General features: G+C 38.2%; 14 protein-coding genes. 10 read left to right on the top strand and 4 right to left on the bottom strand.

Annotated features, from left to right (window positions below; all coding sequences use genetic code 11):
* Window positions 1-4: 4 nt before the first annotated feature.
* Together PK1910_RS07870 and PK1910_RS07865 are read right to left on the bottom strand one after the other, a co-directional pair.
* The gene (locus tag PK1910_RS07870; RefSeq protein ID WP_058948339.1) at window positions 5-2440 is read right to left on the bottom strand and encodes a homocysteine S-methyltransferase family protein; all 2436 of its coding nucleotides are present in this window, start codon (window positions 2438-2440) and stop codon (window positions 5-7) included.
* Window positions 2441-2488: 48 nt separating this feature from the next.
* Entirely contained in the window at window positions 2489-3256 is a 768-nt protein-coding gene (locus PK1910_RS07865) for a methionine synthase (protein ID WP_058948338.1), read from the bottom strand.
* A gap of 912 nt (window positions 3257-4168) precedes the next feature.
* Here PK1910_RS07865 and PK1910_RS07860 point away from each other — a divergent pair.
* The 10 genes from PK1910_RS07860 to PK1910_RS07815 all read left to right on the top strand — a co-directional run bounded on the left by PK1910_RS07860 (window position 4169) and on the right by PK1910_RS07815 (window position 13020).
* Window positions 4169-4936: a ParA family protein gene (locus PK1910_RS07860; RefSeq protein WP_058948337.1), complete on the top strand. Its 768-nt coding sequence runs from the start codon at window positions 4169-4171 to the stop codon at window positions 4934-4936.
* 189 nt (window positions 4937-5125) lie between these two features.
* Window positions 5126-6055 carry a ParB/RepB/Spo0J family partition protein gene (locus PK1910_RS07855; protein WP_058948336.1) on the top strand — a complete coding sequence of 310 codons (930 nt, stop codon included), beginning with the start codon at window positions 5126-5128 and terminating at the stop codon, window positions 6053-6055.
* A 208-nt stretch (window positions 6056-6263) separates the two neighbouring features.
* Window positions 6264-7634 carry a [FeFe] hydrogenase H-cluster maturation GTPase HydF gene (gene hydF, locus PK1910_RS07850; protein WP_058948335.1) on the top strand — a complete coding sequence of 457 codons (1371 nt, stop codon included), beginning with the start codon at window positions 6264-6266 and terminating at the stop codon, window positions 7632-7634.
* 211 nt (window positions 7635-7845) lie between these two features.
* On the top strand, window positions 7846-8367 hold the full coding sequence (locus PK1910_RS07845; RefSeq protein ID WP_004694397.1) for a DUF4446 family protein: 522 nt from the start codon (window positions 7846-7848) through the stop codon (window positions 8365-8367).
* A 9-nt stretch (window positions 8368-8376) separates the two neighbouring features.
* Window positions 8377-9333: a M23 family metallopeptidase gene (locus tag PK1910_RS07840; protein ID WP_058948334.1), complete on the top strand. Its 957-nt coding sequence runs from the start codon at window positions 8377-8379 to the stop codon at window positions 9331-9333.
* Window positions 9334-9462: 129 nt separating this feature from the next.
* A complete protein-coding gene (locus tag PK1910_RS07835) occupies window positions 9463-10041 on the top strand; it encodes a cob(I)yrinic acid a,c-diamide adenosyltransferase (RefSeq protein ID WP_004694402.1) in 579 nt (192 codons plus the stop codon).
* 29 nt (window positions 10042-10070) lie between these two features.
* Window positions 10071-11210 carry a hypothetical protein gene (locus tag PK1910_RS07830; protein ID WP_058948333.1) on the top strand — a complete coding sequence of 380 codons (1140 nt, stop codon included), beginning with the start codon at window positions 10071-10073 and terminating at the stop codon, window positions 11208-11210.
* A gap of 83 nt (window positions 11211-11293) precedes the next feature.
* Window positions 11294-11671 carry a GerW family sporulation protein gene (locus PK1910_RS07825; RefSeq protein WP_004698027.1) on the top strand — a complete coding sequence of 126 codons (378 nt, stop codon included), beginning with the start codon at window positions 11294-11296 and terminating at the stop codon, window positions 11669-11671.
* 280 nt (window positions 11672-11951) lie between these two features.
* A complete protein-coding gene (locus PK1910_RS07820) occupies window positions 11952-12410 on the top strand; it encodes an OmpH family outer membrane protein (RefSeq protein WP_004698051.1) in 459 nt (152 codons plus the stop codon).
* 88 nt (window positions 12411-12498) lie between these two features.
* On the top strand, window positions 12499-13020 hold the full coding sequence (locus PK1910_RS07815) for a nitroreductase family protein (protein ID WP_058948332.1): 522 nt from the start codon (window positions 12499-12501) through the stop codon (window positions 13018-13020).
* Window positions 13021-13183: 163 nt separating this feature from the next.
* Here the strand turns inward: PK1910_RS07815 and PK1910_RS07810 are convergent, their stop codons facing one another.
* Together PK1910_RS07810 and PK1910_RS07805 are read right to left on the bottom strand one after the other, a co-directional pair.
* Complete coding sequence (locus PK1910_RS07810) at window positions 13184-13471, bottom strand: cupin domain-containing protein (protein WP_004694414.1); 288 nt, start codon at window positions 13469-13471, stop codon at window positions 13184-13186.
* Window positions 13472-13704: 233 nt separating this feature from the next.
* A complete protein-coding gene (locus tag PK1910_RS07805; protein ID WP_058948331.1) occupies window positions 13705-14370 on the bottom strand; it encodes a hypothetical protein in 666 nt (221 codons plus the stop codon).
* Window position 14371: the final 1 nt, after the last annotated feature.

Raw genomic sequence — 14371 nt, 5'->3', positions numbered from 1 at the left:
TACATTATTTTTCTAGTGTTTCAAAGAAATCGTTAGCATGGTTAACAGCAGCGATGCCGTCCTTAGCGTAGATATCCGCGCCTGCTTGGTCTGCGTAGTCTTGAGATACTACGGCGCCACCAACCATGACCTTAGTTTTAAGGCCTGCTGCACGGATAGCAGCGATAGTATTGTCGATTTGTGGCATGGTTGTCGTCATCAAGGAACAGATGCCAACGAGGGCAGCTTTGTTATCTTTAATAGCTTGTACGATAACTTCTGGGTCAACGTCCTTACCCAGGTCGACGATTTTGTAACCATTGTTTTCGAGCAATGCTGCTACGATATTTTTACCTAAATCGTGAATGTCGCCTTTAACTGTAGCCACGACAACGGTGCCTTTATCTAAGCTTTCACTAGCAGGAATAATTTCTTTAATGGTGTTGAAAGCAGCCTGCATTGTTTCAGCAGCAAGCATTACTTGTGGTAAGAATAATTTACCAGAACCAAACTTATCCCCCACTACGTTCATCGCTTCAGATAAGCCTTTTTTCGTAAGATCTAATGGATCGATACCATCTGCTAAGGCTTTTTTTACAAGATCAATGATAGCTTCTTTTTCGCCTTGTTCTACACATGCGCGAATATTGGCTAAAGGATCATTACTATCGAAGGATTTTTTATCTGGCCCTTTAGGAGCAGAGTTACCAGGAGCGGTAGTTTCGTCTTCATAGCCGTATTCTTTAATAAATTCAGCAGAACCTGGGTCCCAGCCTAGTAAGGTAGTACTAGATACAAATGCTTTTTTTGCTGGATAATTGAGTGGATTCATAATCGGTGTTGTTAAGCCACATGCAAGGGCCATTGTTAAGAATTGGCCGTTCAAATATGGACGCTGAGGCATACCGAAGGAGATATTGGACAAGCCCATTACTGTTGGGAAGCCAAATTTTTCTTTATATAACTGTAGCGTACGCAATGTTTGGCGTGCACTATCTTCACCGCTGGCAAGTGTTAATACTAATGGATCGAGTAATAAATCATGTGGGTGAAGACCATAACCGTAAGCGCGATTTACGATACTTTCAGCTAAAGCAACGCGGTCCTCTGCTTTTTCAGGTAAGTCACCACTACAGATTGGCAAGCAAAGTAATGCTGCACCATACCGTTTAGCCAAAGGCATTACGTGCGTAATAGACTCCTCCTCCCCATTTACGGAGTTGATGAGGGCACGACCTGGATAGTTTTTAAGAGCTATTTCCATAGCTACTGGGTCTAATGTATCAATGGATAATGGTGTTTCTACGAGCATGGATAACTCAAAAATGGCACGTTCCATTAAGGGCGATTGATCCATGCCAGCTACACCCATGTTTACATCGAGGATATCTGCACCTGCCTCTACTTGGTCTAAGGCATCTCGTTTTACACGGATGAAAGAACCATCGCGCAATTCTTGAGCAAGGACTTTACGACCAGTTGGATTAATACGTTCGCCAATGATAAGTGGTTTTGTATGATGGCCCAACTCTAAAAGTTTAGTACGGCTTGTAATAATTGTTTTAGGTGCAATGTGGGCGCGTTCTTTTGGCGTATGAGCTTTCACAGCATCGGAAATAGATTGAATATGAGCTGGTGTTGTACCACAGCAGCCGCCAACATAGCTTGCACCAGCATCAACAATTGGAAGCATCAAAGGCCCCATCTCTTCAGCTGAAAGTGGGAATACAGTTTGTTTATTTATTAATTGAGGCATACCGGCATTTGGCTGACAGCTTATTGGTAAATTTGTAACGCTTGCAATCTCTTCGATAAGTGGTGTAATTTGTTCAGGTCCAAGGGAACAGTTGATACCAATGATATCAGCCCCTATAGCTTCTACGATAGTAGTTGCTACTGCTGGTGGTGTACCTGTAATAGTACGACCGTCTTCACTAAAAGAAAATTGACAGATGATTTGTACATCATCTTTTGTCTTCCCTGCTGCTTCACGAGCATCTAAAGAGGCTAATAAAGCGGCACGCATTTCCTGTACGTCGATGATAGTTTCAATGATAATAAAATCAACGCCACCTTCGATTAAAGCCTCGGCTTGCTCGCGGTATGTGTCGTAAATATCATCAAAACTCATATTGCCTAATGGTTGTAAGAAGCGGCCTGTAGGACCCATAGAGCCAGCTACACGGGCAGATGGTTTAACCTCTGCAATCGCTTCTTTGGCTACTTTTACAGCAGCAATATTTATTTCTCTTACACGATCTTGTAAGTCATAATCTTCTAGTTTAAGCCCACAAGCGCCGAACGTATTTGTTGTGATTACATCACTGCCATGTTGTAAGTATTGAGCGTGAATATCCTTTACTACTTCTGGCCTTTCTACGTTAAATAGCTCCGGACAATAGCCCTCTTCTAAGCCTGCAGCTTGTAGCATTGTGCCCATAGCACCGTCAAATATATACATAAACATCTTCCTTTAACATCCTAAAATTAAAATGTTTCACGTGAAACATCACTCTGTTGGTTGACCTTTCATAGCGATGCCAGAAATATCGGCAGTAGTTTTGCTACTATCCTCTTCTCCCCTATCTTGGTCGTTAACTGTTGCTTTCTCTGGTAATTTACGAGAAGCGCAGTCTTGTTGTGAACAAGATGTACAGCCTCTTTTTGTTTTAATATCTTCATTTGCTGGCATTAAACCAATAATAGCTGTTACAGATTTACGTGGGAATAATAAATAGTTTTCTGTAACTTGTAAGCCAATTAGCTCAGTTTTAATAATTTTAGCTAATTCAGGCTGAATCTCTAGTGGCCAATTGCCATAACCAGGACTAAAACGCCAGGTTGGCTTATATCCCTGTTTCTTAGCAATTGTATTGATTACTTCGTTTACCTGATCAGCTACCTGCTCTACTGCAGTTGTAGCAGCTGCATCAAGTAATAAACCCACCGTATAATTACCTTGTTTAAATAACTGCTCACTACGAATTTCTACATCTTCTCCGACTGTTACGCCCAATACGTATACTTTAGTAGATTTTTCTAGATGTTTTTCGATGATAGAACCTTCAATTTTTAGGGGTGGATTACTTAAAATAGTCTTTGTTTCTGCATCATAATCATATTCTTGATATACACCTCTAGGTGTAGCCAATAATTGGATTTCCTTACATGCTTCGTCAACATAGTTTTGTGGGAAATCCTCAGCGTGACGAAGTCCTGCGTATCGTTTTACTTCTGCTTTGTCGATGGCAGGAAGCATTCCGTTATAGATGGGCATGGAAACGCCTCCTCTTCAAAATAAAAAGCTCTGCGTGTCCGTAGAGCATGTGCTTACTATTATCAATTGTATATAAATCTTATAAAGTAATTTTTCTAGACTCTTAAGATTATCAATCTAATTACTATCTAACTAATAGTATATAGATATGGATAATACCTGTCAAAGTATATAGGACCTGTATTCTCATATAATTTAGTAGTATATAGATATAGCTTAAAGTTATATCAAAATACTTTTTAGATATAAAAGTTATTGGCGATAAAGTCTTTATGTATTTAATGTTAACTTTAATGTTTCACGTGAAACAATTTGTTAAATATGATCTGATTATATGTTAAGCGTATATAAGAGTATAGTATTAAATTAATATATTACATTTCGTATATTATATGTTATATATACATGTTACCGATCAAAGTATTGTTACTTCATACCTTTCGCTAATGGTTTAGTTCTATAAATAAAAAAGATAATATAAAATAAATCTGTATATATTGAACTATTGGCATAGGATTTTATATTAAAGTAATGGTTTTTTACTGTAAAATTTTTATTGATTTTACAATTTGATATTTTTGCGTTAGGTCTTAATTCTTAAATGTTTCACGTGAAACATTTAATCGTAAAATCTACAGAACATTTGATGTAATTTTTTGCTATTTAGTGGTGTAAATATATAATGAAAAAATAAATAGTTATGTTTCACGTGAAACAATAAAAAATAAGCGTTGTAATTATATTAATGAAGTTATTTACCTATAAGTTTATGGACATAATATAAATGTAGGTGGAAAAATAATGTAGTAGATAAAAAATTAATGAGAATTTTATTTATAAATACCGTAATTAGCATTGTTTTATGTTATAATGGAAAAGAAATATTTTGAACGAAGATGTGAGGTGAATTAAGTGGGCAAAGTTATAGCTATTACTAATCAAAAAGGCGGTGTTGGTAAAACTACAACATCAGTAAATTTGAGTGCTTGTTTAGCTGATGCAGGTAAGAAAGTGTTACTGGTTGATTTGGATCCACAAGGTAATGCTAGTTCTGGACTAGGTATTGAAAAGGATGATTTAGAGCTCTGTGTGCATGATGTTCTAATTGATGGAGAACCAATTGCTGATATTGTACAACCTACAATGCTTGAAAACCTATTTGTGGCGCCTGCAACAATTCAACTAGCTGGTGCTGAAGTAGAACTAGTTTCCGTTGTTTCACGTGAAACAATGTTGAAAAAAGCGTTAGCGTCAGTACGAGATACATATGATTTTATCGTCATTGACTGTCCACCATCTCTCGGATTATTAACATTAAATGCCTTCACTGCTGCTGATAGTGTATTGATTCCAATTCAAAGTGAATTTTACGCATTGGAAGGGGTTAGTCAATTAGTTAAAACGATAACAATTGTACAACAAACATCAAATAAGGATCTTGAAATTGAAGGCGTATTATTGACTATGTTTGATGGCCGCACAAATTTATCGATTCAAGTAGCCGATGAAGTAAAAAAATTCTTTGGCAATAAAGTATATAAAACAATTATTCCTCGTAATGTACGTCTAAGTGAGGCACCTAGTTATGGGGAACCAATCATTGTATATGATCCAAAATCCAAAGGTGCTGATGTATATACGAAATTAGCTAAAGAAGTAATTAAAGCATCTAAAAACTAAATAAGCACTAAAGCTAAATAAGTACTAAAACTAAATAAGCACTAAAACTAAATTAACATCTAAATTTAATAGGCATCTAGTGATAAGTAAGGAATCCAATTTTAAATAAATTGGTTGGTTCTTTGATAGTTTAAGAAATTTACTTGTTTATAATTGGTAGATATTTGTAAGGTTGAGAGGGTTAGTTGTATGCCAAGAGAAATTAAAAGCAAGAAAAGCAAAACGTCCGGATTGGGAAAGGGTCTTGAGAATTTAATGAAGGTTGACTCTGTAGATTCTGTATTGCCTGAAAAGGAGATACATGAACTGCCGATTTCTGAGCTAGTTCCAAATGTAGACCAACCACGTAAAAGTTTTGATGAAGATAGTCTAGCTACCTTAGCTGAATCAATCAAGAATCTTGGTATTTTCCAACCTATTGTGGTTCGTAAACAAAAGAATAAATACCAAATTGTGGCTGGCGAGCGCCGTTATCGTGCTGCTATGATTGCTGGATTAAAAACAGTACCAGTTATTGTTAAAAAATATAATACCGAAGAAATGACAGAGGTTGCTCTTGTAGAAAACTTACAACGTGAAGGATTAGATCCCATTGAAGAAGCATTGGCTTATCAAGGATTGATTGATACCTATAAGCAAACGCAAGAAATGATTTCTGCTCGTCTTGGCCGTAGTCGTTCATATATTGCTAATATGGTTCGCCTTTTAAAATTATGTGATTCTGTACAAAAAGATCTTATAGAAGGTGATTTGACGGTTGGCCAAGCTCGTCCATTATTAGCGTTAAGAAGTGCAGCTCAACAAATGGAAGCAGCTGAACGTATTAAAGAGGGCGAGCTAAGCGCTAGACAAGCAGAGGCCCTTGTTAAGTCTATGCAAAATAAATCATCTAAAGCAAAGACTGGTAAACCTCAAAATACGGCAGAAGTTCGTGCTTTAATGGATCGTTTAAAACTAAGTTTAGGGTCCCCTGTGAATATTAAATTTCGTGCAGGTAAAAAAGTACAAGGGAAAATTGAAATTGTTTTTTCCTCTGAAGCTGAATTAGAAAGACTTATTGCATATATGGATGGGCAAGATCAAACAGAAGATGCGGAAACAATAGAGTTTAGAGTATAATTGGCTAGCAAAAGCAAAAGCAAAAGCAAAAGCAAAAGCAAAAGCCGGAACAATAACAACAATAACATTTACAATATGCGGAAAAAGTGTAGTCTACGGGCTGCGCTTTTACTATATGTAAGAGAATTATTAAATAATAAGATAAGGCGTAAGAAGTTTTATAATATATTTTGCAATATATATGAAGATTAAGTAACGAGGATAGGTTATGGAACAAACACCTAAGGCAAATCGTATACATATTGGTTTTTTTGGCCGTTGTAATGCGGGAAAGTCTACATTGATTAATATGCTAACTGATCAGCCTGTATCGTTAGTGTCCGATGTAGCTGGGACCACAACTGATCCTGTGAGCAAAGCTATGGAAATCTTGCCACTCGGTCCTGTGGTGATTACCGATACAGCTGGTATAGACGATACAACTGAATTAGGTACATTGCGCATGGAGAAAACAGAAGAGGTTGTAAAAAAGATCAATCTTGCTGTCTATGTGCTTCGCACCGATGAAGAGCCAACTTCGGATGATATGCATTGGTTAGGCCTTTTAAAACAAAATAATGTACCTGTCGCACTTTTTATTAATGAGATTAATTCGACTAAATTCGATAAGCATTTATATAAAAACGATATAGATGAGCTTAAAGAGAATATAGTAGAGTCTAAAGGAACTATAAAAGAATCTGTAGATAATATAAGTAAGGCTACAAACAATTTAGATGATTCTAAAGATATTGTCGGAAAAGTTATAGTGGGGGAGGGTTATATAGCCGCCCATACAAGCTTATCAGACTTAGCTACTGTCATTTGTTCTGCTGACTTCACATCTGATGCGAAACGATTAGAGTTGCTTGATCTACTCGGTGGGCTAACACCACTTGATGTAGAAGGGGAGCAAACTCTTTTACAAGGTTTAGTTGAAGAGGGGGATACAATCATTCTTGTATGTCCTATCGACAGTGCCGCACCAAAGGGGCGACTCATCTTGCCACAGGTACAGACTATCCGAGAAATTCTCGATCATAAAGGCTTAGCTTTAGTCTGCCAAACAGAAGAATTACCGGCTATGATTCACTCGCTTAAGAATCCCCCTAAAATGGTAATCTGTGATTCCCAAGCATTTGATCGGGTTGATGAGTTGACGCCTGATTCGATTCCATTGACATCCTTTTCTATTTTGATGGCGCGGTTCAAGGGAAAATTACAGGATTTAGTAACTGGTGTTAAGGCTATTAAGAATTTGAAAGCTGGTTCCAAGGTACTTATCAGTGAAGGTTGTACACATCGTCGTCAATGCGATGATATTGGGACTGTAAAAATACCTAATCTTTTAAAAAAGCAAGGCTATACAGATTTACAGTTAGAATTCACTAGTGGGGGAGCATTCCCTAAGGATGTATCACAGTATGATTTGATCATCCACTGTGGTGCTTGTATGCTAACACGTCGTGAGGTGTTACGTCGTATAGAATGCGCTGTTGTACAAGGTACGCCTATTGTAAATTACGGTGTACTCATAGCAGCTCTACATGGTATACTAGAACGAGCAATAAGCCCATTTGTTGACGAACTAGAGGGCTAATAAATAGCATTGTAATATGTATGTAACACATACATTTAGATATACATTACATGCTTGTTATATACATTGTTATATAGGTATCATTTATCTATATTATATATATTAAATATTAGATATATTAAATTAAATTGCATGCAGTCATTTAACTTTCACAATAGGAATGGTATAATTAACTGTTGGAGTTTTGATGATTGTATAGGAAGGAAAATACATGTTCGAATCGATTCAACCGTGGATAGGCATGGTTACCATCGTTCTTGTTATAGTGTTATTCGTATATTGTGTAATCTTACACATTCGTTTAGGTAGCTTGAAAAAGAAATACGATTTCTTTATGCAAGGGGAGCATGGTGCGAGCCTAGAGCGTAAATTATCTGTAGAGGTCAGTGAAATTCGCGATGCTGCGAAAGGCCTTGAGTCCTTGTTATCCGAGCAAGTGGCAATTCGCAATATTCAGAGTAATACGATACAAAAAATTGGCTTTATTAAGTATAATGCCTTTGAAAATATCGGAAATGATCTGTCCTTTGCGCTTACCTTGCTAGATGGCAACAATAATGGCATCTGTATCTCTAGTATTTACGGTCGTAGCGAATCTCGTATTTTTAGTAAACCTATTGTGAAAGGTAAAAGTTTAGTAAGTCTTTCACAAGAAGAATTAGAAAGTTTGAACGAAGCGTTGGGTGAGCGTACCAATGAGGAAGCGTTGACGAGCGCTATCGTCTCGAAATAAGGAAGTTTTATGTTGAAAATACCGGCATTCATTTCAAACAAAGTTGAAAGAAATGGTGACAACTGCATATTGACATTAACTACCAAGCAAGCGAAACTCGTTGCCATTATTGGTTCTGTAGTATTGGTCTTGGCATTGGTACTCGGTATTTGGGGCATTGTGCGTCAAGCTGAGGTTGTGCAATTACGTCAACAAACGCAATTGCAATCGGAACAGTTGAAATTGTTACAACAAAAAACAGAGGTTTTGGATAAGAAAATTCAAAACTTAAATCAAATTAGTGAAGAAAATAAGAAAATATTGAAGGGCGCTGAATCTGGCACACCAGCTCAAGGTGGCGGGGATGGTAGCGACCCAAAGCAGGAAGCCGCTGATAATAGTGAAGCACAGACGTTAACAGCGGCACAATTATCGGCTCGACTATCCAAAATGGATAAGGAAGCACAAAAATTGCTTGTTAGTTTCTATACAATGCGCAATATCCTTCGTGATGGTGGCGCACAAGATTTGATGGCATTACAATCCATCAATTTCTCCGCTGGTTCTGGTGGTGCTGTGAATAGTACGACACCTAGTATTTGGCCAAGTAAGGGCGTTATTACATCTCCATTTGGTAGCCGTGTTGACCCTGTTACGGGTGCTATTGGTGCATTCCATGAAGGTATCGATATTGCCGATGACTATGGTTCCCAAATCGTGGCTACTGCGGCAGGGGTGGTAACCTTTGCAGGATATACAAGCGGCGGTTATGGTAACCTTGTTGAAATCGATCATGGCAATGGCTTTGTTACCCGTTATGGCCATAATAGTGCCGTATTGGTAACGGTAGGGATGAGCGTGAAACAAGGTCAAACCATTGCTTTGATGGGTAGTACTGGTAAAAGTACGGGTGCCCACGTTCACTATGAGGTACGCCTTAACAATACGCCTGTAGACCCTATGATTTTCTTACCAATTAGCAATTAGAAATATAAAAGCTTATATAAGACCTAAAAAGAACTTGTTATGCGTGCATATGCGCTTATAGCAAGTTCTTTTTCTTTCCTTTTGTATATATATATTGTAAAATAAAAGTATATGAACGGAGGTATATCTATGAAGGCCTATGTACAAGTTTATACCGGCGAAGGCAAGGGCAAAACAACTGCCGCAATTGGCCTAGCTATTCGTGCCATCGGCGCTGGCAAGAAAGTCCTCTTCTTACAATTTATGAAATCTAAAGTATATAGTGAACATACTATTTTACCTACCTTAACAAATTTAACGTTAGAAACTGTGGGCAAGCCATTCTTTATCATCAAAGAAGGCATGAAGAGTAAGGATGAACTTGCTAAATGGGGCGATGAAGTCGTTGTCTTTGAGTCTGGTAATCCTCCGAAGGATTATGTAGCTCTCATCGAAAAAGGCTATGAACGTGCACTTGCTGCGATCAGCAGTGGTGAGTACGACCTCGTTGTACTTGATGAGTACAATATGGCTCTCTTCTTTGAACTCATTACATGGGATAAAACTAAAGCTTTACTCGATGCTCGTCATCCAGAAACGGAACTCGTATTTACGGGTCGTGGGGCTCCTCAAGAATTAATTGATGAGGCCGATCTCGTAACGGAGATGAAAGAGATTAAACATTACTACCTACAAGGCGTAATGGCTCGAAAAGGCATTGAAAACTAATCATAGGAACACCTAAGGAGGTGATGTGGTTGAGTACAGTGGCTATTGTGGCCCTCGTTATTGTGGCCATCATTGTAGCACTCATCTTGACTATCCTACTGGCACCAATCACATATAGCATCGAAATTGATGGACGGACGCCATATCGTGGCGAACTGCGCATCAAATGGCTGTGGCGCGTATTTTCACTCCACTTAGCGTACATTCAAAATAAACCATTTTTTAAGGAATTATACGTTTTAGGTGTACTTAAGATCGGTCCTGTGAAAGACTATGAACAATGGCTTGAAAATCGTGTAGATGAAGAATATCAAAAGGTAATGGATGATGACGGCGACATATCACAAGCAGAAGCTTTTGCAAAGGCTATGCAAGGAGGCGGACAAGGTCCAACTGCAAGCTCTAGCGGCACAAGCTTTGATGACTTGAAGAGCGCCCAAGGCTCCGATACAATCTTTGATGATGACGAATCACCAGGGGCGGGGAGCGCACCTAGGGCAAAGGAGCGCATTGAGCGACCTGATGCGGCTTCTAAGGATATGGATGCACAAGCTCGTGCTGAGCGGTATGATTCGATACAACAAGATCCAACGGCTCATATTCAAGATGATGATGAAGTGGTAAGTCATGTTACTTTCAATAGTGACGGCTCTATCAAGGAAAAGGTATTTACAAAGGTAAATGATATTAAAACGACTGTGAAACAACGTTTTGGAAAGCCTGATCCCAATGATCCGGTAGCATCATTCAAGTCTGAAATTCCTACATTCTGGTTCATGAAACACTTGAGAAATACAGAGTTGTGGCGTCAGATATTCCTTGTGTCGAAACGATGCTATAACCACTCTAAACCACGTGATATGGCTATAGAGGGCCGATTTGGCATTGGCGATCCGTATCGGATGGGGCTTATTGCATCTATGTTGTATAGCATTTGGCCTGAGCAAGCAGAGTCTATTGAGATAGATTATGTGAACTGGGTAGCTGAAGGCAGCGGCCATATTAAAGGTCGTATGATTCTTGCCGTATTGGCGTGGTATGGTACTAGATTCTTGGTATCTAAACCTATGCGTTCCCTATTGGGTGAAAGTGCTCGTGTCTTCTGGGTTAAACGGAAGGAAGCAAAGCAGCTAGAAAAGCTAAAAGCCGAACAGGGTCAAACAGCGTAAGGATATATAAAGTCAATTGAGTATATGAGTTGTATTATTATAGCTATAATAATAATACTTTCACAAAAAGCGGAGGTACTGTGATGGAGAACAGTAATGTAAAAGAGAATTTGGAAGTCCTATTCGAGAAGTTTAAAAATATGATTAAAGTGGAAACTGTAGTTGGTGAAGCTGTGCAAATCGGTGATACCACACTCGTTCCATTTGTTGATGTAACCTTTGGCTTCGGTACTGGTACAAACCACTGCACAGCCAATAAAAGCCAAGAGTCTGGCGGCGGTGGCGGTGGTGCCAAGATGGAACCAAGTGCGATCCTTGTCATTAAAGGTGACCGCATCGAATTGTTCAACATTAAGGGCAATCCTTACAGCAGCAGCTTTGATCGTCTTATCGGTTTGGTACCTGATCTCGTGTCCAAATTGAAATCCGATAAATACATCTATTTAAATGATGAACAATAATTTGGTGAATAATAAACCATAATTTGATGACAAATTATAAATAATTGGTGAAAGACGAAATGCCCACATGTGTGTTCTGAATATGTTTGTATCGACTGCTTTAAGGGTCTCAGAGTATGCTTGTGGGTATTATTTTAAGTTCTAATAACTTTCATAAGTAGTTCATAGGCCTTTATTATGCTATTTATCATAGTCTTGTGAAAGTTAGCAAGATTTGTTATAGTAAAAATAGTACACTATTGGATTGTATAGTGACACTTTTAATCGAGGAGGATTTCAGATGAAATTATCTAAAAAATTGACTACCTTAGCTATCGTTGGTGCTATGTCTGCTACTGCTGCAGTAGCAAGTGCTGCCAACATTGGCTTAGTAAATATGAGCCAAGTAGTAAATAGCTACCCTGGCTACGGTGCATTAGATATGAAGATGCAACAAGTAGACGCTCAATACCGTCCACAAATTGAAAAAAAAGTACAAGAAATTGAAAAAATTAAAGACTCTGCACAAGCAGAAGCAGAATTCAACAAAACTGTAGCTCCATTGCTTCAAAAAGAAAACGAAGAAATCAATAAAATTGCTCAACCTATGATGCAAGCAATTCACAACACTGTTGAAGCTATCCGTGTTGAAAAACAAATGGACGTAGTATTGGATGATCCATACACAATTCGTGCTGCTGACGCTAACAGCAAAATCGAAAACATTACTAACGAAGTAATTAGCCGTCTTAAAAAATAATAAGCACAAAACCCCCTAACTGAGGTATCAGCTAGGGGGTTATTTATTAAAATACATTTGGATGAATCCGATAAAGGAGTGAGATTTAATGAAAGATTTTAAAGCATTAGCCACAGAGCGGTATTCGGTTCGAAAATTCGATAGTCGACCAGTGGAGCAGGAGAAGCTAGATATTTTGTTAGAAGTTGCTAGATTAGCACCTACGGCTCATAATTACCAGCCGCAACGACTGCTCGTGTTAAATACAGAAGATAGCTTAAAGAAACTAAAAGATTGCACTAATGGTCACTTCAATGCACCGTTAGCAATTATTGTCTGTTACGATAATACGGTGAGCTGGAAGCGAGAATACGATGATGCGGATATGGGGGTTGTAGATGCTAGCATTGTAGGATCCCACATTATGTTTACCGTGGCCGATATCGGTTTAGGTACAACGTGGATTGCTCACTTTGATCCTGCTAAAGTACGCAAGGCATATAACTTGCCTGATAATATCATCCCTGTAGCCATCTTCCCAATTGGTTACCCTCATCCAGACTGTGTTCCTGCACCAGGCCATACGAAACGCTTTGATGTGAGTGAATTTACAACCTATAATTCCTTTTAAAAGAATATTTTTTAGACTATGTATTACTCTATAAGTATTTAATAACTATGGATATAACTGAACTATTGAACAGTTCTATAAAACTTAATAACTATATGATTTCTCTTTAATACATAATTCATATAAAAAGGACAGTTGCTTGTATCAACTGTCCTTTTGTATTTTATTCTGGTTTATGAATGAGGTTTACAACGAATTCGCTGTCTTCTACGAGTGTAGCTTGGATGTAGTTGTCGCCGTTGAATTCCAATACTTGGCCTGGTACGAGTACATGCTCTTCAGTTTCATTAAGAAATACTTGTACTTTACCTTTTACAACTGTAAAAATGACATTAGCTTCAGGGTGGTTATGTTTTTCCACCTTTTCACCAGCCTTGCCGCCTTTTTTTACGATTACATAGTTAGGACCTTGGAATAATAAACCTAATTCTTGATTAACTGTGCCTGCCATAATGGACCTCCTAGTTCTAATTTTTATATTGAAAGTTTAATGTAATATATACTATGTTGTATATCTATCTTATAATTGTATTATAAATGATATTGTTTATCAATGCTGTGCTTATGGCTACAGTTTCGAAAATAGTTAAGCTATTGTATAATTTATATAAAAATAGGTATGAAAAAAGGAGCGTAAGTTACGCTCCTTTTTCAGTACATATATCTGAGAGTAGATAGTTTATATTATTTTTTACGAATGGTATATAAACGTGTGCCATTTTCTTCTGTCGTTACAAGTTCAAATGCTGGATCGATAGCTTTTACAAAGGCCTCGAACCATGTTTGGTAAGCTAATGCCATGAACTTAGGGTCAACGCCCGCTGTACGCCAGTAGCCTACTTGTAATCTGTGGTCGCCAACCCAGGTAAACTCGTCTGGGCTTTCAGAAACCACTTGGTCACCACCATCGCAAGGCATGCCATTTACGTAGAAGTTTTGTAACGCATTGTAAATCGCTGGTGCAGTGTGTTCTTCAAGGTTATCTTGAGCCACAACGCCACATGCTTGGCCTTGTACTGCAAAGGCATCTAGAATAGCGGTTACTACGTGTACTGCTTCATCGCCGGAATTTGTGTCGAGCATATCTTTGATGAAAGCTGCTTCACGAACGGAAGCAATGTTGATTTGGTTAGCTAACCAGCCGTGAATATTGCCATGGTCGATGATGTTTTCCAAGGGAATGCTTGGATTAATTGGCTCGCCGTATGTATCTACGGAGATGGAGTGTAGTTCCTCCGCTAAATCATCAACAACTTTAGAAGTTTTTTCTAAAATCAAATTTTCACGCTCAACGAGCAATTGAATTTTGCGATATAACCAGTAATGGATGTGACCTAAGAATGCGGACATA

Origin of the sequence: Veillonella parvula, assembly GCF_036456085.1 — a bacterium.
In the GTDB taxonomy this organism is placed as follows: Bacteria; Bacillota; Negativicutes; order Veillonellales; family Veillonellaceae; genus Veillonella; species Veillonella parvula_E.
Note: the sequence above shows the minus strand (reverse complement) of the source record. Positions and strands in the feature narration are given on the sequence as shown.